Genomic DNA, 17,662 nt, shown 5'->3' with positions numbered 1-17,662 from the left:
CCAACTCGCTTTTTTACCCTAATTTATAGAAAGTGGGCCTTTGAGCCGACTTTTTCGAATCATTCTAATTTTTCGATGAATTCTTTCCACCAAACAAACAGGAGAAAATGTAATGGATTTTAAGGCTGGATATCTCCGGTCTTCCATCGGGAGAAAAACTCTCGTGGCGGCGACCGGACTCGTTTATTTCGGCTTTGTGGTTGTTCATATGTTGGGAAATCTTCAGATCTTCCTAGGACAAGAAAAAATCAACGCATACGGCCAATCACTTAGAGATATTGCCCCTCTTCTCTGGGTTGCCAGAATCATTCTGATCGTTAGCTTTATCATACACGTTTACTACGCGATAAAACTTTCCATCGAGAATAAACAGGCTCGCCCGGTTCCCTACGCAAAAAAGAACACGGTTCAGGCTTCACTCGCTTCCAGAACCATGGCATTAACGGGACTCTTAATTTTTTCCTTTATTGTCTATCACCTTCTTCACTTTACGCTCGGTGTTACGAACCCGGATCATTTTGCGATGACCGATTCCAAGGGTAGACACGATGTTTTTACGATGGTGATCCTCGGTTTTCAAAATCCGATCGTTGCGGGTTCTTACATCTTCGCGATGTTCCTTCTCGCTTCTCATATCAGCCACGGAGTTGCCAGCGTGTTTCAAACACTCGGCCTCAGTACTCCGGAACTGAGCGGAAAGATCAAAGCCGGAGCGATTCTTTTCGCTCTGATCATTTTTATCGGCAACACTTCCATCCCGCTTTCGATTTGGCTGGGATACGTTCATCCGTAATTTTTTGGAGAAACTTTCATGAGTTTAGATTCTAAAATTCCAAGCGGCTCGATTGAACAAAAATGGTCCAATCACAAGGCCAACATCAAGTTGGTCAACCCCGCTAACAAAAGAAAATTCAACATCATCGTAGTCGGTTCCGGTCTTGCAGGAGCTTCCGCTTCCGCGACTCTCGCAGAACTCGGTTATAATGTGAAGACATTCTGTTTTCAAGACAGTCCTCGTAGAGCGCACAGTATCGCGGCTCAAGGGGGAATCAACGCGGCTAAGAATTATCAAAACGACGGAGACTCCGTTCATCGATTGTTCTACGACACCGTTAAGGGTGGAGACTTCCGCGCCAGAGAAGCGAACGTCCATCGTTTGGCGGAAGTTTCGGTGAACATCATCGATCAGTGTGTCGCGCAAGGAGTTCCTTTCGCGAGAGAATACGGCGGACATCTTTCCAACCGTTCTTTCGGCGGCGCTCAGGTTTCCAGAACCTTCTACGCAAAAGGTCAAACCGGACAACAGCTTTTACTCGGAGCTTATTCCGCTCTTTCTCGTCAGATCGGTCTCGGCGCCGTGAAGATGTATCCGAGAACGGAAATGGTCGAACTGATCGTAATCGACGGTCACGCAAAAGGAATCGTGGTTCGCGATCTCGTAACCGGAAAACTTTCGACTCATATGGCCGACGCGGTCGTACTCGGAACCGGCGGATACGGAAACGTATTCTTCCTTTCCACAAACGCAAAAGGTTGTAACGTAACCGCGACTTGGAAGGCTCACAAAAAAGGAGCGTTCTTCGCAAACCCATGTTATACGCAGATTCACCCGACTTGTATTCCCGTGTCGGGAGATCATCAATCCAAGCTGACTCTGATGTCCGAGTCTCTCAGAAACGACGGAAGAATCTGGGTTCCCAAAAAGAAAGGCGATACTCGCAACCCAGCGGATATCCCTGAATCCGAAAGAGATTATTATCTCGAAAGAAAATATCCAAGTTACGGAAACCTTTCCCCTCGTGATATCGCGTCCCGTGCGGCGAAAGAAGCCTGCGACGCCGGACTCGGCGTGGGAGAATCCGGTCAAGGTGTGTATCTCGACTTCGCGGATTCGATCCGAAGACTCGGAGAACCGAAGATCCGCGACCGTTACGAAAACCTCTTCCAGATGTATGAACAGATTACCGGTGAAAACCCATACAAACAACCGATGAGAATTTATCCTGCGGTTCACTACACCATGGGAGGTCTTTGGGTAGATTACAACCTGATGAGCAACCTTCCCGGTCTTTTCGTAATCGGTGAAGCGAACTTCTCCGATCACGGTGCGAACCGCCTCGGAGCTTCGGCGCTGATGCAGGGACTTGCGGACGGATATTTCATTCTTCCTTATACGATCGGAAACTATCTCGCGGGAGTGGGATTCGGTTCTCATCCGAAAGAAGATCATCCGGAAGCGAAGAAGGCGTTGAACGACGCGGAAGAAACCACGAAAAAACTTCTTTCCATCAAGGGAAAAAGAACCGTTGATTCTTTCCACCGACAACTCGGTAAACTGATGTGGGACAAGTGCGGAATGGCGCGTAACGACAAAGGTTTGAGAGAAGCAATCGCCGAAATTCCTAAGATCAGAGAAGAATTCTGGCAAAACGTAAACGTTCCCGGAAGCGGAGTCGAACTCAACCAATCGCTTGAAAAAGCGGGAAGAGTCGCGGACTTCCTCGAATTCGGAGAACTTCTCTGTTTGGACGCGCTCACAAGAGAAGAATCCTGCGGAGGTCACTTCCGAGAAGAATACCAAGAAGAGGGAGAAGCGAAACGGAACGACGATAAATTCTGTCACGCGACCGCTTGGGAATTCAACGGAGTCGATAAAAAGCCGACCGAACACAGAGAAAAACTGGAGTTCGAAAACGTTCACCTCGCTACAAGGAGTTATAAATAATGGATCTGAAACTCAAAGTCTGGAGACAAAAGAGCGGAGAAGAAAAGGGAAAGATCGTAGACTACGATGCGAAAGATATTTCCCCGAACATGTCTTTCTTGGAAATGCTCGACGTAGTCAACGAAGAACTCATTACCAAAGGGGACGATCCGATCGCGTTTGAACACGATTGTCGCGAGGGAATCTGCGGTTCTTGCAACCTCATGATCAACGGACAAGCGCACGGACCGCACCAAGGAGTTACTTCTTGTCAGTTGCACATGCGTTCCTTCAAAGACGGAGACACCGTCTATGTGGAACCTTGGAGAGCGAAGGCGTTTCCCGTCATCAAGGATCTCGTCGTGGACAGAAGCGCGTTCGATAGAATCATCCAATCCGGAGGTTTTATCAGCATTAACACCGGCGGGGCTCCGGACGCAAACGCATTACCGATTCCTAAAGTGGATGCGGACGTTGCGATGGACGCCGCGACTTGTATCGGATGCGGGGCTTGTGTCGCTTCCTGCAAAAACGCGAGTGCGATGTTGTTCGTATCCGCAAAGATCACTCACCTCGGTCTTTTACCACAAGGAAAAGTGGAACAAAAAGAACGCGTGAAAAAAATGATCAACGCAATGGACGAGGAAGGATTCGGAAATTGCACAAACCAATACGAATGCGAAGCGGTGTGTCCGAAATCGATCAAAAGGGATTTTATCCGCACGATGAACCGGGATTACATTCTTTCTTAAGAAGAATTCCGAAAGCCGTTTTGAAAAAAGCCGCCTGCTTGGGCGGCTTTTTGATTGGATCGCAGTCTGCAGATCCCGATCCATACTTCTCGCTCCTGAAACTTTTCTTACCTCGAAATTATAGAACCGTAGAATTCTCCTCCGAGAAACAATTGCAAAAAAAAGAATGTTTTTGATTTTCTCATCATGAGCGAACAAAGACAAATCATAGAAACGTATCTAAAACTTCTTTCCGACTTCGTCTTAGAAAGAAAAGAATTTGAAACGATTTTCCATGCGGAAATCGAACAAATCGAATATCCGAACGCTCTTACAAAAACGATCACAACCAGCGATTTCGAAACTCTTCTCCAAAGAATGCCCGCGGGCAAAAATCTTCTCAAACGACAATCCATGAAAATCCGAAACTTTATGGAAATCGGAAATACCGCCGTAGTGGAAGCCGACTGGGAAGCGACGGTCAAAACGGACTTAGGACCGTTTCAAGCGGATCAAAATTTGAAGGCGTATTTTTGTATGATCTTCGAGTTCAAAGACGGCAAAATTTTCAGACAGAAAAACTACGATTGTTTCGAACCGTTTGTGTAAAAAGAAAGAAAGTTAAACGAAACGCGTTCGCAAGCCCTTACCTACGTTCGCATCGTTTAGAAACGATCTAAAAAATTCAAAAGACCGCCTTGATGCAGATACAAAGTGCGGCCTTTCCATTCTCCCGAATCGATCCGGCTTTGAACGGCCGCTACGGAATTTGCGGAATAAATCGGCTCCAAAAGAATTCCGTTTTTCTGATAAAAGGATTTTGAATATTCTAAAACTTGCGGATTCTCCGATCCGAATCCGGATGAGAACGGAGATTCTATGATTTTTTCCGAATCCAAAACGAAATTTGTAAATCCGAGCGACTTTTGTTTTTCTTCGAGCCAAGGAATCATCTTTCTCTTGGGCAAACCGACGCTGACCCCGTAGATCGGAATCCTTTTTCCGAAAGAATAGTTCGCGGAAAGCCAAACCAAACCCGAGCCGATATCCAACACCAAACGATCATATTCGGAAATTTGAATCCGTTTCCAAAGGAAATCGAGACCGTTCGTCGCCGCGGAACACATCCCGTATTCCGGAATCAAAACGGATTCTTCATTTGTTGTCGAAAACGATTCGATTCGATTCTCCCATTCTTTTCGGGAAGAAAAGATTTCCAAACGATGAGAATTTCTTTTAACGAGAACGGAATTTGCGGTGACCTTGAAAAGATTTCGCGCATAAGCGATCGTGTAAACCTCATAGCCGAAAACGCGGAACAAAAAAGAAAACGCGCCTAACGCGTTGCTATGCAATTCTCCCTGGAGAACGATCGATCGGATCTTTTTCGTTTCGAGTTCGCTGTGAATCCCGAAAAACTTTCGGGCCTTGGTTCCTGCTCCGAAGGCAAGACGATCGTCCCGGAGAATCGACATCTCCGAGTCGTTTTGGAAAGATACGGTTTGAATCCGAAAAGAGGATCGGAGCGACGATAACGGCGATGTTTCCGTCGCGGTAAGTTCCGAAAGAAAGTGATTTCGAAGATTCGTTTCGATCAGAGGGATCAGTTCCCGGTTTTGAGAACCGCCAAGAACGCTTCCTGAGGAATTTCCACGTTCCCGATCTGCTTCATTCTTTTTTTCCCTTCTTTCTGTTTCTCTAAAAGTTTTTTCTTACGAGTGATGTCCCCGCCGTAACATTTCGCGGTTACGTTCTTACGAAGCGCGGAGATACTTTCTCTCGCGAGAATTTTTCCGCCGACCGCGGCCTGAATCGGGATCATAAACTGATGTCTCGGAATTAGATCCTTCAGCTTTTCGATGATTTCCCTTCCCCTTTGTTCCGCCTTCGTTCTATGAACGATCATGGAAAGAGCGTCCACGGGTTCGCCGTTTACGAGAATGTCCATCTTGACGAGTTGAGACGCCTTGTAGCCGGACGGTTCGTAATCGAGAGACGCGTAACCTCGGGTAAAAGACTTTAGTTTATCATAAAATTCGAATATAAGCTCTGCAAGAGGAAGTTCATACGTGAGTTGAACCTTGTCCTGAGTGAGATAAACCGTATCCAACTGGATTCCCCGTTTGTCCATCGCGAGGGCCATGATGTTACCCACGTATTCGTTCGGAGTAATGACCGTCGCCTTTACGTAAGGTTCTTCAGTAGAATCGATCGTAATCGGCTCGGGAAAGCGGGAAGGGTTGTCGATTTCCTCGACGGTTCCATCCTTACTTCGAATGATGTATTTCACGGAAGGCGCGGTAGTGATCAGATCGAGATTGAATTCTCTCTCCAATCTTTCCTGAACGATTTCCATGTGAAGAAGTCCGAGATAACCGACTCGGAATCCGAAACCGAGCGCGACCGAACTTTCCTTTTCGAACACGAGAGCGGCGTCGTTTAACTTGAGTTTTTCGATCGCGTCCACGAGTTCGTCGAATTGTTCTCCGTTGATCGGAAAAAGTCCCGCGAATACCATCGGCTTCGCTTCTTTATAACCGGGAATCGATTCCTTGGTAGGATTGGAAAATGACGTGACCGTGTCCCCGGTTTTTGCGTCGGAAACCTTTTTGATTCCCGCGATGATATAACCCACTTCTCCGGCGCCGAGGCTGTCCTTCGGAGTTAAGGTGATTCGATTGATTCCGACTTCGTTGACGTTAAAGTCCTTACCTGTGCTCATCATGAGAATCCGATCGCCCTTTTTGATCGAACCGTCGAACACTCGGATCTTAATCACAACTCCCATATAAGGATCGAAGTAAGAATCATATACGAGCGCCTTGAGAGGTCCGTTCGGATCTCCTTTCGGAGCGGGAATTTCTTTTGTGATCGCTTCTAAAACCGCTTTTACGTTGAGTCCGGTTTTTGCGGATATCGCGACGGCCTTTTCGGAATCGAGCCCCAAACTTTCTTCGATCTGCACTTTTGTTTTTTCCACGTCGGCCGCAGGTAGATCGATCTTATTCATCACCGGAAGAATTTCGAGATCCTGTTCCATCGCGAGATAGAGATTGGCGAGTGTTTGCGCTTCCACACCTTGACTCGCGTCCACGATCAGAAGAACTCCTTCGCAGGCTTTGAGAGAGCGGGAAACTTCATACGTAAAATCCACGTGGCCCGGCGTATCGAGAAGATTCATGATATAAGTATTGCCGTCGTCGGCGAGATAATCGAAGGTCGCGTTGTTGGCCTTGATCGTAATCCCTCTTTCTCTCTCGATGTCCATCGAATCCAAAATCTGATCCTTTTTGGTTCGGTCGTTTGTAACTTGACCGATCTCCAAAAGTCTGTCGGCCAAGGTGGACTTACCGTGGTCGATGTGGGCGATGATGGAAAAGTTACGGATGAATTGCTGTTTATCACTCATGAGGGTACATTCCGATGATTTTTGGTGTAGGCCTACACTGGAAAGCAAAATACTACGGTTCTTTGGATAGGGAGAATGGGTTTTTTCTTCTTTTAGGCGAGAATCGGTCGTGGTTGGAGAAATTTGTGGGAACTCATACGGCCGCCGTCCATGAAGGAATGTGTGAGATCCTACATGAATCTCGGCTTTTCAAAGACGAAACGTAGGAGATCCTACATTCTTCCGTTTTTTGAAGGAATGAATCCTTGTCGCGCTCGTGGGAGATCCTACAAAACTCGATCGATCACCTTCAGACCGGAAACTTCACCCGACCTTCTAAAAACAAAAAGAAAAAACCAAGCGCACCCAAATACACAAGCATCGTCAGAAACGCCCAAAGAACTTTTTCAGGAAGGGAAGAATATTCCGAAACATGATAAGCGTAACAAGCGAAAACCGCCAAAATGAATTCGGGAACCAGAACATAAACCGCGACATGCCCGATCGTCCAAACGTTTTTCGCAAACCAAACCGGAATCAAATAAGAACCTTCTTCCGAACCTAAAAAAATCAAAAAAGCAACCAATCCACCGACCAAATAACTTTGGAGCGCGGGCGCGTCGGGTCGACGTTTTCGATAACGAACGGAAATGAACGTGGAAATAAATAATGGAATCACCCAAAGTCCGGCCATATAACCCGAAACGCTACCGATCTTCGGAAATCCGTCCTCGGGAAATTCCACAGTGTTCAAAACTTGAGAAAGAAACCAATCCGGAAAGACCTGAAAAAAACTTAAGGGAAGAAGAAAGAGCCAAAGATCCAACCAGCGTTCATGCGCCCAAACTCTGGCAAATGTGGGAACTCCCACGTTGTAAATCAAAACCAGAGAGAACACCCGCCAACCCGTGGCGACACCGCCGGGAAGAAACAAAATCAAAATCGCCAAAACGGCAAAACAAATATGAAAACCGAATGCGTGTTTTTCAGAAACTTTCATTATCGAGCGATCCTCAGAAAACTCAACTAAAGACGCTCCCTCTTTTCCGATAAGGTCGCGTCTCGATCACCGAAAATCCGCGGAGCGGAAAATTCTCGGCTTTTGCAAAAGCAAAGACAAACGAAACAAACTAAGACCAATCCAAAACCGCAAGCAATCCATTTTTTCGTTTCCCGCTTGATTTCTTGGATATGGACCGTTTAATAACCCTGACTCCGATCGAAATCGCAAAACGCGAATATTCAACGGACAACATATAGAGAATCTCAGGAAATAAAATGTCTCATAACTCTCAAATTCAGAAAATTCACGCTCGGGAAATCATCGACTCTCGAGGAAATCCAACCGTGGAGGTTGACGTAACACTCGCAGACGGATCTTTCGGAAGAGCCGCAGTTCCATCCGGAGCATCGACCGGAGAATACGAAGCCGTAGAACTCAGAGACGGCGACAAACACCGTTATCTCGGAAAAGGTGTACTCAAAGCGGTAGAACACGTAAACGTAAAAATCCAGGAAGTTCTGAAAGGCGAAGACGGACTCGATCAAAACAGAATCGACCAACTGATGCTCGAGGCGGACGGAACCAAAAACAAAGGCAAACTCGGAGCCAACGCGATCCTGGGAACCTCTCTCGCGGTCGCCAAAGCGGCGGCGGCGCATTCTAAACTTCCACTGTACCGTTATATCGGCGGGAACTTTGCGCGCGAACTTCCGGTTCCGATGATGAACATCATCAACGGCGGGGCGCACGCGGACAACAACGTGGACTTTCAGGAATTTATGATTCTTCCCGTAGGAGCCAAAAGTTTCCGCGAGGGACTCCGAATGGGCGCCGAAGTATTCCATTCTTTAAAAGCGGTTCTGAAGGGTAAGAATTTGAACACCGCGGTCGGTGACGAAGGCGGCTTTGCTCCGGACTTAACGAGCAACGTGGAAGCGATCGAAGTCATTCTCCAGGCGATCGAAAAGGCAGGATATAAACCCGAAAAAGACGTTTTATTGGGACTCGACGCGGCTTCTTCCGAGTTTTACGACAAAAGCAAAAAGAAATACGTACTCGGTGCCGAAAATAATAAGGAATTCTCCAGCGCGGAACTCGTGGATTATTATGCGAACTTGGTTTCCAAGTATCCGATCATTACCATCGAGGACGGCTTGGATGAAAACGACTGGGACGGCTGGAAACTTCTTTCCGATAAGATCGGGAAAAAAGTTCAGCTCGTAGGAGACGATCTTTTTGTGACGAACATCGAGAAACTCTCCAAAGGAATCGCTTCCGGAGTCGGAAATTCGATTTTGATCAAAGTAAATCAGATCGGTTCCCTTTCGGAAACGTTGGCTTCGATAGAAATGGCGAAAAAAGCGAAATATACAAACGTTGTAAGCCATAGAAGCGGCGAAACCGAGGACGTTACGATCTCGCACATCGCGGTTGCGACTAACGCGGGTCAGATCAAAACGGGTTCGCTTTCCAGAACGGATCGAATCGCGAAATACAACGAGCTTCTCAGAATCGAAGAGGAACTCGGAAAATCCGCGGTTTACAAAGGTAGGGAGACATTCTACAACCTGTAATCGGTTAAAAAATTTATGACTTCTCTTTCGACTAAAGTCTTTTGGTTCTCTTGTTTTCTCTCGGGACTGTTTTATTTTATCGTCCTAGGAGAATCCGGAATCGTAGTACGTTCCCAGTTGGAAGAATCCCTCGCGTCCTTACAGTTAGACGTGGAAAGACTCGCCTATGAAAATAGACAGTTGGAAGAGAAGCAGAAGATTTTAAAAAACGATCAAGTGGCCCTCGAAAGAGAGGCCCGAAGATTCTATCTTTTGAGCGAAAACGCTCATATCGTCAAATTTAGGGAAACGGAGAATTCTTCCGAACTCAAACCCGTTCTCGCGTCCAGACTCAATGCGTTTCGTCCCGGTAAACAATTTCCGGTTCCGCCGATTCATTTTATTCGTATTTTCTACGCAATCTTCGCTAGTTTTACCTGTATTGGAGTTTTCATAAAAATGAGGAAGAAGAAACTGGACTTTACCAACTACTAAAGGAAAGGTTCAGGAATGCCAGAAACAGAAAAAATCGCGGAAGTATTCGAAGAACTCACAGGAAGCAAAATTTCCAAAAATTTCCTCGACCACAGAAAGATTTTTCTCTGGGGTCCGGTAACCGACGAATCGTCTAAGGACCTTGTCGGAAAACTCCTCTACCTGGAAATGAAAGATCCGGGAAAACCGATCACGTTTTTTATCAATAGCCCCGGCGGTGTCGTCACTTCCGGAATGACCGTATTCGATACGATCAAGATGATTACTTCTCCGGTTCACACGGTTTGTATGGGAATGGCCGCATCCATGGGTTCGGTTCTTCTCGCAGCCGGAAAAAAGGGAGAACGTTCCATTTGGCCGAACGGAAAAGTGATGATTCACCAACCGAGCATCGGCGGTCAGATCGTGGCGCCCGCGACTGACTTGAAAATTCACGCGGAAGAAATCCTCAAAACGAAAGCGAAGTTGAATCAGATTCTCGCGGACGCTTGCGGACATCCCGTTTCCAAACTCGAAGAGGACACGGACCGAGACTATTACATGGACGCGGAAGAAGCGATCAAGTACGGAATCGTAGACAAACTCGCGACAAAAATCGATTTCAACTGATCGGATAAAGTCTTGTCCAAATCCGTTTCCTTAGAAGAATTCTTAAAAGAATTTTTAGCCTCTCCCGGACAAAAACGAAATCCGGAAGAGGATCAAAACTTAAATTCACTCTTCCTTGAATTCTCCTCCCTTCTCTTCTTAGAAGGAGAAGAGGAAGAAACTCAGGAAGAGGTTCTCGTAAAGGACATCGGTTCCTTTGAACTCGACGAGTTCGTAAACTTTTATCTTTCCGACATGCATCCGGACGATCCGGCGATCGTAAAACGGGGAATCGACTTTTTAAGAAGACTTCATAAGTTCGCGAAAAAAAGTCCGCACATCGGGAAGGAACAACTGGAAGACTGGGACGAATTCTTTAAGGAACTCTGAGATTCACGTTAGTCGCGTTTAACCCCCATTATGAGTTCAGAAGCCTTCAAACCGAAACGATTCGTCAAAGGCAAACACCTCCAAACCGTTTATAGCACTTTTTTTCCTCCCGAAAACCGATTGAGATCCTCGTTTTATTACGAGGACATTCTTCTCCAACTTTCCGACGGTTCGGGAGACGCGCTTTGGCTGGAACACAATCCTCCGATCTCGCATTATTCTTCCTCGGGTCCTAAGTGGAACGGAATTTATCTCGTTATGATTCACGGAATGGAAGGAACTTCGGACAGTTCTTATCTCGTAAGTTTGGCGCAGACCGCGCTTAAAAAAGGATACGGATGTATTCGGATGAATCTCAGAAACTGCGGCCGAGGTCAGGGATTTTCCAAAGGAACGTATAACATCGGTCAGACGAGGGACGTTCAAGACGTGATCGACTTCGTTTGGGAAAAACTTTCACATCGTATCTTTTTATCGGGATTCTCCCTTTCCGCGAGTTTGGTTTTGAAATACTTCGGAGAAAGAAGAAATCACAAAGTGGAAGCATTCTCTTCGACGAACCCTCCTCTGGATCTGCTCAAAGGTTGCAAGTTTATCGATTCGAGCGAAGGAAGATTTTACAGAGACAGGTTCGTATCCGAATTCCGCAAAAAGATCAAAAATAAAATCATTCAACTTCCGCCGGAATTGGAAAAGAACGCGTTTAAAACGAAAACGTTCTTCGAGTTCGACGATCAGGTGACCGCTCCCTTTTTCGGTTATAAAGGCGCCGCGGAATATTACCAGGATTGTTCGAGCATTCGATACATTCCGTTCATCCGTCATCCTGGAATCGTAATTCACTCGGAAGACGATCCTGTGGTTCCTCCTTTTGATTGGGAAACGATCGAATGGGACAAACTACCGCATATCCGCACGATCCTAAGTCCGAAGGGAGGACATGTCGGATTCTTAACCGATCCGACTCCCGAAATTCCGGACGGAAGATGGTTGAATAAAATAATCCTGGATTATTTCGATTCGAAAGTAAACCCTGGAAGCTGATTTTCAACCGATGAATTCTCCCAAAAAAAATTCTCCCGCAAAGGAAAAACTCGAACGTCCGCCCGGCGCATCCTTCTTTATCGTGGTCGCGTACGAAGACGCGGAGATGTTTTATTCGATCAAGGCGAAGACGGAAAAAAAATTCTCCGCGACTCTTTACGAAAGCAATCCTATGCCGACTTGGAAAGATCCGGACGCCGATCTTTGGAATCAGTTTCCGGGAAGACATACGAAAATTCTTTCCTTTAAAAGAAGAATTCACAGGGAAGAACTTCCTTCGATTCAAAAGGAATGTTTGGCGATTCAGAATTCCGCGATCGAAAAGGATCACGGGGTGAGAATCTTTCCGGGTTATCTTTGCAGTCATTCGGTGGTCGTTTCGAGCATTCGGGACGACTTTCATAGAATCTATCTTTTCAACGGCGTTTACGCGGAAACGATCTACAACTATCAAAAACAAAAGATGGTATTTCGAGAAACCGCCCCGCCCTTTTTCAAAACGCCCGAATCCGTCTATTTTTTTACAAGTCTGAGAGAATCCTATGTTCAAAACATTCATAAAACCTAATATTCCAATATTCTTAAGCGCGCTTGCGTTGTGCGTCGCCTGTTCCGTTTCCTGCGCGCCCGAGCCGCTTTCTATAGCTTCGGTTTCTCTTTGCGATCATTTCAACCGCGCCGGAGAATGTTTGGAGCCGATCGAAAAAAATCATCACTACAAGGTCGAAATTCCCAACAATAGAAAACCGGATACTTGGGAAAAGTTCGCGAACTATCTGTACTTTCACGCAAGGGAGACGCCGGGTTTTCTCGTTCGGTTCAATCGAAAATTGACGCCTTCCGAATCCAAGGCGATCAAGGATTCCTATTACGCCACGATGAGTCTTTCGGGAACGGTGGAAAGAATGGAAGGTTTTGAAATGGGAGAAGACTGGGTCGGTTCGTTTCAGTATCTTGGTTCGATGATTAAGGATAAACTAAAAAAAGAGAATCGGCTCGGTTCGTTTCCTTATACGAATACGATCTTTCCCGCGGAAGTGGAATTCAAATTCAATTCTTCCCTTTTTGAAGGCGAAGAAAAAACGAAGATCAATTTGAGTTTTACGGTTCTTCCTCCGGAAAAGTAGGCGGAAGTTTTTGTAGGAACTCCACAAGCGTAGAGCGCGAAGATTTTTCTTGAATGTTCCGACAGGATCTCAAGATTTTGTTGGAGTTTATGCAGATTTTCTGATATAGAAGATTTGTCCGAAATTTTTCCCACCTCCTCACCCCCCACCCTAAGCTTGGGCGGGGCCGACAGCTTTCACTAAAAAATAGTAGGAACTCCTACAAATCTCAGATCGTCAAAAACAACTCGGCGGGATTCAAAAAAATCGTGGAAGGTTCCACGCCCAACACGAGCCACGCAGTCAAACCGAGAACGACCGCGGAAACCGTAGGAATCAAAAGATTATCGTCGATCAAACCGTTCCAATACGTTCCGCAGTAAAGTTCCGTGACCGCGGAAATCAAAATCGCGGGAACCAAGAAAATTAGATTATTATAAAATACGAAACCTTCCGCCTTCAAAAAATTCTGTTTTCCGTACGTATCGGACAAAAACATAAAAACGAAACCGACGATCGCACAAGCAACGATAAACGCAACGATTCCTTCCACGGATTTTCCGTTCGAAAACCTGCGTCTTCCGTAAAACGTGCCGACCCAAGCCGCGGTCGGATCTCCGATCACCAAAAACAACATGGAAAGAATGGAAATCTCGGGCGGAAATAAAAACACGACGAACGTGCAGGAAAGAAAATAAGGAAGCGTTCCGTTGAGTCTCGTTTTTTCCTCTTCCTTCATCAGAATTCCCGCAACCGACAAAAAGAATTTTTGAAAACCGGGAAATCGAAAACGAAGATATTCCAAAAGAAGAATGATCGCCAAACAAAGAACTAGCGAAAGAGAAACCACGGCGCGGGTCGCATTCAAAAGTCCGAATGCGCCTTGAAAGACGTCCAGATAATAACAGACAGGAACAATCAATCCGAGAAGATGCCAGAGTTTGCGAGCGTAATTGAATCGAACCGAATTTGTCACTTGTATCCTACCTATTTTTCATCGTCATTTTCAGGGCGGACTCTTCGTCCGGAGCGATCAGAAAAAGTCCGTTGAGCGCGGCCATCTTGATCGCATTCTTCACCGAATCGGTGGGATGAATCAATACCAATTTGTTACGCGAAGTGAAGCTCAGTTGATTCATCTCTTTTAAGGATTGAATCCCGCGCGAGGAAATCAAACTGACCTCTTCCAGATCCAAAATCACGGGACCGGAACGGATCGAAACCGAAAGCTGATCTCTGAATTTTTTTTCCGTAAATGAGTTGATGGAACCCTGAAGTTTCATAACCTGAACGTTGTCGATTTTTTCCATGGAAATGATGATTTCGTTCAGAATCATGATGCTTGGAAAGTCAGTCTATAAGCGTTTCTTCCGTAAGACAAATGGTTTTTCTATTCTTATCCGTTCTATTTTTGATTTTAAGATCTTATTCCTTCCTATCGCCCGGCGCGGTCGTTTTAAGCCTTTCCGTATTATTCTTTCGTAAAAAAGGAACTTCTTCCCCCGTAGAAAACTTCGCGCTTCCGATCTCCATTCTCACCCTATTCTTTCTCGCAATCGGCGGGTTAGACGGTTCCACGGCCGGAGATCTTCTCGATCTGATCTGCATTCACTGTTCCGGAATTCTTCTTTTAAAGGGAGAATGGAGACAGAAAAGTCCTTTCGAGGAAACCGGATCAGGCTTTCGAAAAAGATTTTTGACGGAAGACGGACTTCTCAAGGAAACCGTTTTGCTTTTGTTCTTTTTGATCGCCGGATTTCGAATCTGGTATCAATGGAACTCGAATTTCTGGGAAGAAATCGGGATTCTTTATCTTTTGAAGTCCTCGATTTTAACCTGCATTTTAGGATTTTTGTATCTACGTTCGGGAGAATCGGGTCTTAAAACTCTCTTCTTTCTCTTTTTGGTCCTTTGCACCTTGTTCGTTCATCCTTCCCAGGGAATTTTGAATTTTTCCTATTTCTATTTATTTTCATTCTTGCAAACCGACGTAGAATCCAAAAAGATCAACGTCGGGACCTGAGTATGAAAGTAAAGGTAGCACATCTTTTTCGGAAGATTGAAGAAGTGGACCGAGACATACTCGAATTGGGAAAGATTCAGGAAAGAATATCCTCGGACCGAGACTATTCGGGAATTCTAAAGGATTCCATCCGAAAGGAAATGGAAAATCTGGAATCCGGAAAAGCCGAAATTCTCTCTTTGAAAATCAAAGAAGAACCGGGCAAGTCCGCTCTGTTGAAAAATTCCGGAAAATCTTCCCCTGCAGAGATGAAGAATTTATACAGTTCCCGAGAAAAAAATCTTACTCGGGAAATCTCCGTGGAAATCCCGGATCCCAAACCTCAGACTACTCGAAAAACAATTCACAAATACTAAGATTCAAGACAACAACTTCATGAAACAAAAGACTCTATCTCTAACCATTCTTTCCCTAATCGTACTGTTTGCGATCAACTGTAGCAGGGACTCGGACGTTCTCGCTTCCTTCAAATCGGGAACCGTAACGCGTGAAGAACTCAGGGCTTATTACAAACTCCGCGGGGTGGAACCCGATGCGAATAACGCGTCCATCGCCACTCAGGCGAAAATCGTGGAAGAACTCGGAATTCAAAAGATCGCCGAAGCCAATAACAACAACACGAACGTCGTTACCAAAGAAGAATACGCGAAGATCATGGGATTCGTCGAACCTCAGGTTCTATTCAACGATTATAGAAAACAATTCTCCGAAAAACTTCTCACATCCGGGATGTTGGAATTCGCATTCGGAAGAATTCTTTTCCTAAAAGCGACTCCGGACGCGGCGACCAAAGCGAACACTCTTCTCGGCCAAATCCAAGCGATCAAATCCGATAAGGAAGTCGCGGAGTTCATCTCCAAAAACACGGACGAAGTTCAAAGAAGATCCATCGGCGGAAGACTCGAACCTCATTGTATCAACTGCGGAGACGATCCTTTCACCGCGATCTTGAAGGAAGCAGCGGACAAAAAAGGAAACTTCATCCTCAAGGAAGCACAAGGAAATTATTATATTCTCAGAGTGGAAAGAATCGAAAGAATCTATCCGAAGAAGATCGATAAGTTTTTTCAAAACGAATTGGAAAAACTCAAGAACCTCGCTCTGAAATCCCTTTCCAAAGAGGGAATCAGCGAAGACGAAAAGAACGCGGCGAAATTTTATTCCGACTTAAACGTAAACGAAAGAGCGAACCAAACCGCTGAACACTACGGAAATCGTTTTCTCAAAGAGGCTTGGAAAAAGGAAATGGATTCTTTGAGAGATCAAAGCGGACTGAAGATCGTGGATCTTACGCCCGAGTTTATCAAAGGATTAAAACCGGAAACCGTTCTTTTCGAAGATAAAAGCGGAACGAAGTTTTCTTTCAAGGATCTACTCGTAGAGTTTAACAAGATCGCTCCGATTCTTCAAAAACGCAAAGCGACTCCCGAAGAGGAGAAAAACGATCAGTTGTCTTTTTACACTCAGATCTATCTTCCGATACGGATCTCAGCCGAATCCAAAGAGGTTCAATCCTTAAAAGATACGAAAGAATTTAAGAAGACCCTTCCTCTTCTTGGAAGATCGGTTCTTTTTATGTTAATCCGAAATCGTTCCACCGACTCCGACGTGAACATTTCCGAAAAAGAAATCAGAGATACGTACGAAGCAGGAAAACTCTATGCGTATTCCAAACCGGCTCCGGGAAATCCGAACGAAAGAGTCCCCGAGGATTTCGGTAAGGTAAGAGACCGTATCAAACAAGAGTTAGTCGAAGCGAGAAAACAATCGGTTTTTCAAGACTATTTGTCAAAACTCAAATCCGAAAACGAATTCAAAATCTCATCCGAGAGTTTGAAAGCGGGACAAATCTAAGAATTTCAAAGCCTCGGCCTTAAAAATCCGAGGCTTTTTAAAATTTTTATCTTTCGTTTCGTTTGAAAAACTAACGGTCATTAGGGGAAATCCTCTCAATCACTTGCAAAAATTCTAATGCAATAATTTGTTTTTACTGCTCCTTTCGCTCGAATTCGAAAGAATTTATTTCTTATCGCAATTCTTATCCTTCTTAATTTCGCTCGTCGTTCGATTTATTCCTCATAACCCTTTTGGATTACTAAATCATGATTTCATAATCTTGTTTCGAGGGCATTGGAAATTTTTTCTTGAATTTCCCTCCTATACAAATAGCCTGGTAGATTGAGAGGGGAATTGAATGAAAAACCACATCTACATGCTTCGTAAAAAACGGGGTGTAAAACAATACGATATGGCGAGAGCGCTAGGAGTATCTCCGAGTTACCTTTCCAAAATCGAAACGGGAAGCCAGGACCCTACCGAAAAATTCAAACAATCCTGCGCAAAATATTTGAAAACCACTCTTGAAAAATTGTTTAACGAGCAAGCCGTTGAGGATGTATATCCTGAGTTTACGGAAGGGCTCACCAACAGACTTTGGGCAAAACGCAGAGAGTTGGGAATTAAACAATACGACATGGCTAAAAAACTGAAAGTATCCACTCCTTTTCTTTCGAAAGTGGAACTCGGACGTTTGGAGCCGCCTGAAGATTTTAAAAACATGGCGTCCAAAGCCTTAAAGATGAAAAAAGAAGAACTCTTCCTTCAAAAAGTTGAATATTAAAAAAGGGTTAAACTCCT

Annotated in this window: 20 protein-coding genes; 15 read left to right on the top strand and 5 right to left on the bottom strand. The window is 45.2% G+C overall.

Features of this window, described 5'->3' with window-relative positions:
- Positions 1 to 112: 112 nt before the first annotated feature.
- From LEP1GSC052_RS04305 to LEP1GSC052_RS04285, 4 genes are all read left to right on the top strand, one after another.
- The gene (locus LEP1GSC052_RS04305) at positions 113 to 793 is read left to right on the top strand and encodes a hypothetical protein (protein WP_010574593.1); all 681 of its coding nucleotides are present in this window, start codon (positions 113 to 115) and stop codon (positions 791 to 793) included.
- An 18-nt stretch (positions 794 to 811) separates the two neighbouring features.
- Positions 812 to 2,725, top strand: coding sequence for a fumarate reductase/succinate dehydrogenase flavoprotein subunit (locus LEP1GSC052_RS04300; protein ID WP_010574592.1), 1,914 nt, complete (start codon positions 812 to 814; stop codon positions 2,723 to 2,725).
- Positions 2,725 to 3,456, top strand: a complete 732-nt coding sequence (locus tag LEP1GSC052_RS04295; RefSeq protein ID WP_010574591.1) for a succinate dehydrogenase/fumarate reductase iron-sulfur subunit — start codon at positions 2,725 to 2,727, stop codon at positions 3,454 to 3,456. The genes LEP1GSC052_RS04300 and LEP1GSC052_RS04295 overlap by 1 nt, the downstream gene beginning before the upstream one ends.
- 186 nt (positions 3,457 to 3,642) lie before the next feature.
- Entirely contained in the window at positions 3,643 to 4,044 is a 402-nt protein-coding gene (locus LEP1GSC052_RS04285; RefSeq protein WP_010574589.1) for a nuclear transport factor 2 family protein, read from the top strand.
- Positions 4,045 to 4,100: 56 nt separating this feature from the next.
- On the opposite strand, the gene LEP1GSC052_RS04280 is transcribed toward LEP1GSC052_RS04285, so the two are convergent.
- The 3 genes from LEP1GSC052_RS04280 to LEP1GSC052_RS04265 all read right to left on the bottom strand — a co-directional run bounded on the left by LEP1GSC052_RS04280 (position 4,101) and on the right by LEP1GSC052_RS04265 (position 7,823).
- Positions 4,101 to 4,910 carry a PALP domain-containing protein gene (locus tag LEP1GSC052_RS04280; RefSeq protein ID WP_010574588.1) on the bottom strand — a complete coding sequence of 270 codons (810 nt, stop codon included), beginning with the start codon at positions 4,908 to 4,910 and terminating at the stop codon, positions 4,101 to 4,103.
- 128 nt (positions 4,911 to 5,038) lie between these two features.
- Positions 5,039 to 6,844, bottom strand: coding sequence for a translation elongation factor 4 (lepA, locus tag LEP1GSC052_RS04275; protein ID WP_020985589.1), 1,806 nt, complete (start codon positions 6,842 to 6,844; stop codon positions 5,039 to 5,041).
- Between the two features lie 289 nt (positions 6,845 to 7,133).
- Positions 7,134 to 7,823 (bottom strand): DUF6989 domain-containing protein, encoded by a 690-nt coding sequence (locus LEP1GSC052_RS04265; RefSeq protein WP_020986777.1) that lies wholly within the window; start codon positions 7,821 to 7,823, stop codon positions 7,134 to 7,136.
- Between the two features lie 278 nt (positions 7,824 to 8,101).
- On the opposite strand from LEP1GSC052_RS04265, the gene eno reads away from it, so the two are divergent.
- The 7 genes from eno to lcpA are packed head-to-tail and all read left to right on the top strand — an operon-like array spanning position 8,102 to position 13,023.
- Positions 8,102 to 9,400, top strand: coding sequence for a phosphopyruvate hydratase (gene eno / locus LEP1GSC052_RS04260; protein WP_010574583.1), 1,299 nt, complete (start codon positions 8,102 to 8,104; stop codon positions 9,398 to 9,400).
- Positions 9,401 to 9,415: 15 nt separating this feature from the next.
- On the top strand, positions 9,416 to 9,874 hold the full coding sequence (locus tag LEP1GSC052_RS04255) for a septum formation initiator family protein (RefSeq protein WP_010574582.1): 459 nt from the start codon (positions 9,416 to 9,418) through the stop codon (positions 9,872 to 9,874).
- A gap of 15 nt (positions 9,875 to 9,889) precedes the next feature.
- Positions 9,890 to 10,483, top strand: coding sequence for an ATP-dependent Clp protease proteolytic subunit (locus LEP1GSC052_RS04250; RefSeq protein ID WP_010574581.1), 594 nt, complete (start codon positions 9,890 to 9,892; stop codon positions 10,481 to 10,483).
- A 12-nt stretch (positions 10,484 to 10,495) separates the two neighbouring features.
- Entirely contained in the window at positions 10,496 to 10,852 is a 357-nt protein-coding gene (locus LEP1GSC052_RS04245; RefSeq protein ID WP_010574580.1) for a hypothetical protein, read from the top strand.
- A gap of 30 nt (positions 10,853 to 10,882) precedes the next feature.
- The gene (locus LEP1GSC052_RS04240; protein WP_010574579.1) at positions 10,883 to 11,896 is read left to right on the top strand and encodes a YheT family hydrolase; all 1,014 of its coding nucleotides are present in this window, start codon (positions 10,883 to 10,885) and stop codon (positions 11,894 to 11,896) included.
- A 10-nt stretch (positions 11,897 to 11,906) separates the two neighbouring features.
- Entirely contained in the window at positions 11,907 to 12,464 is a 558-nt protein-coding gene (locus LEP1GSC052_RS04235; protein WP_010574578.1) for a DUF4416 family protein, read from the top strand.
- The gene (gene lcpA, locus LEP1GSC052_RS04230; RefSeq protein ID WP_010574577.1) at positions 12,439 to 13,023 is read left to right on the top strand and encodes a complement regulator-acquiring protein LcpA; all 585 of its coding nucleotides are present in this window, start codon (positions 12,439 to 12,441) and stop codon (positions 13,021 to 13,023) included. Before LEP1GSC052_RS04235 ends, lcpA begins: the two co-directional genes overlap by 26 nt.
- Positions 13,024 to 13,231: 208 nt before the next feature.
- On the opposite strand, the gene LEP1GSC052_RS04225 is transcribed toward lcpA, so the two are convergent.
- Both LEP1GSC052_RS04225 and LEP1GSC052_RS04220 read right to left on the bottom strand, forming a co-directional pair.
- The gene (locus tag LEP1GSC052_RS04225; protein ID WP_010574576.1) at positions 13,232 to 13,978 is read right to left on the bottom strand and encodes a diacylglycerol/polyprenol kinase family protein; all 747 of its coding nucleotides are present in this window, start codon (positions 13,976 to 13,978) and stop codon (positions 13,232 to 13,234) included.
- Positions 13,979 to 13,985: 7 nt separating this feature from the next.
- On the bottom strand, positions 13,986 to 14,339 hold the full coding sequence (locus LEP1GSC052_RS04220) for an STAS domain-containing protein (protein WP_020986572.1): 354 nt from the start codon (positions 14,337 to 14,339) through the stop codon (positions 13,986 to 13,988).
- Between the two features lie 44 nt (positions 14,340 to 14,383).
- Here LEP1GSC052_RS04220 and LEP1GSC052_RS04215 point away from each other — a divergent pair, with 44 nt between their 5' ends.
- The 4 genes from LEP1GSC052_RS04215 (at position 14,384) to LEP1GSC052_RS04200 (ending at position 17,645) form a co-directional block, all read left to right on the top strand.
- Positions 14,384 to 15,025, top strand: a complete 642-nt coding sequence (locus LEP1GSC052_RS04215; protein ID WP_040912827.1) for a hypothetical protein — start codon at positions 14,384 to 14,386, stop codon at positions 15,023 to 15,025.
- Between the two features lie 2 nt (positions 15,026 to 15,027).
- Positions 15,028 to 15,381, top strand: a complete 354-nt coding sequence (locus tag LEP1GSC052_RS04210; protein WP_010574574.1) for a hypothetical protein — start codon at positions 15,028 to 15,030, stop codon at positions 15,379 to 15,381.
- A 19-nt stretch (positions 15,382 to 15,400) separates the two neighbouring features.
- Positions 15,401 to 16,879: an LIC12015 family putative lipoprotein gene (locus tag LEP1GSC052_RS04205; RefSeq protein ID WP_010574573.1), complete on the top strand. Its 1,479-nt coding sequence runs from the start codon at positions 15,401 to 15,403 to the stop codon at positions 16,877 to 16,879.
- Between the two features lie 358 nt (positions 16,880 to 17,237).
- The gene (locus LEP1GSC052_RS04200; RefSeq protein ID WP_010574572.1) at positions 17,238 to 17,645 is read left to right on the top strand and encodes a helix-turn-helix domain-containing protein; all 408 of its coding nucleotides are present in this window, start codon (positions 17,238 to 17,240) and stop codon (positions 17,643 to 17,645) included.
- Positions 17,646 to 17,662 lie beyond the last annotated feature (17 nt).

This window comes from Leptospira kmetyi serovar Malaysia str. Bejo-Iso9, assembly GCF_000243735.2.
GTDB lineage: Bacteria > Spirochaetota > Leptospiria > Leptospirales > Leptospiraceae > Leptospira > Leptospira kmetyi.
Note: the sequence above shows the minus strand (reverse complement) of the source record. Positions and strands in the feature narration are given on the sequence as shown.

Bases quoted from the DNA above. Each gene is read 5' to 3' on its own strand.
- LEP1GSC052_RS04305 (WP_010574593.1), top strand. From the start codon at position 113: ATGGATTTTAAGGCTGGATATCTCCGGTCTTCCATCGGGAGAAAAACT.
- LEP1GSC052_RS04300 (WP_010574592.1), top strand. From the start codon at position 812: ATGAGTTTAGATTCTAAAATTCCAAGCGGCTCGATTGAACAAAAATGG.
- LEP1GSC052_RS04295 (WP_010574591.1), top strand. From the start codon at position 2,725: ATGGATCTGAAACTCAAAGTCTGGAGACAAAAGAGCGGAGAAGAAAAG.
- LEP1GSC052_RS04285 (WP_010574589.1), top strand. From the start codon at position 3,643: ATGAGCGAACAAAGACAAATCATAGAAACGTATCTAAAACTTCTTTCC.
- LEP1GSC052_RS04280 (WP_010574588.1), bottom strand. From the start codon at position 4,910: ATGTCGATTCTCCGGGACGATCGTCTTGCCTTCGGAGCAGGAACCAAG.
- lepA (WP_020985589.1), bottom strand. From the start codon at position 6,844: ATGAGTGATAAACAGCAATTCATCCGTAACTTTTCCATCATCGCCCAC.
- LEP1GSC052_RS04265 (WP_020986777.1), bottom strand. From the start codon at position 7,823: ATGAAAGTTTCTGAAAAACACGCATTCGGTTTTCATATTTGTTTTGCC.
- eno (WP_010574583.1), top strand. From the start codon at position 8,102: ATGTCTCATAACTCTCAAATTCAGAAAATTCACGCTCGGGAAATCATC.
- LEP1GSC052_RS04255 (WP_010574582.1), top strand. From the start codon at position 9,416: ATGACTTCTCTTTCGACTAAAGTCTTTTGGTTCTCTTGTTTTCTCTCG.
- LEP1GSC052_RS04250 (WP_010574581.1), top strand. From the start codon at position 9,890: ATGCCAGAAACAGAAAAAATCGCGGAAGTATTCGAAGAACTCACAGGA.
- LEP1GSC052_RS04240 (WP_010574579.1), top strand. From the start codon at position 10,883: ATGAGTTCAGAAGCCTTCAAACCGAAACGATTCGTCAAAGGCAAACAC.
- LEP1GSC052_RS04235 (WP_010574578.1), top strand. From the start codon at position 11,907: ATGAATTCTCCCAAAAAAAATTCTCCCGCAAAGGAAAAACTCGAACGT.
- lcpA (WP_010574577.1), top strand. From the start codon at position 12,439: ATGTTCAAAACATTCATAAAACCTAATATTCCAATATTCTTAAGCGCG.
- LEP1GSC052_RS04220 (WP_020986572.1), bottom strand. From the start codon at position 14,339: ATGATTCTGAACGAAATCATCATTTCCATGGAAAAAATCGACAACGTT.
- LEP1GSC052_RS04215 (WP_040912827.1), top strand. From the start codon at position 14,384: ATGGTTTTTCTATTCTTATCCGTTCTATTTTTGATTTTAAGATCTTAT.
- LEP1GSC052_RS04210 (WP_010574574.1), top strand. From the start codon at position 15,028: ATGAAAGTAAAGGTAGCACATCTTTTTCGGAAGATTGAAGAAGTGGAC.
- LEP1GSC052_RS04205 (WP_010574573.1), top strand. From the start codon at position 15,401: ATGAAACAAAAGACTCTATCTCTAACCATTCTTTCCCTAATCGTACTG.
- LEP1GSC052_RS04200 (WP_010574572.1), top strand. From the start codon at position 17,238: ATGCTTCGTAAAAAACGGGGTGTAAAACAATACGATATGGCGAGAGCG.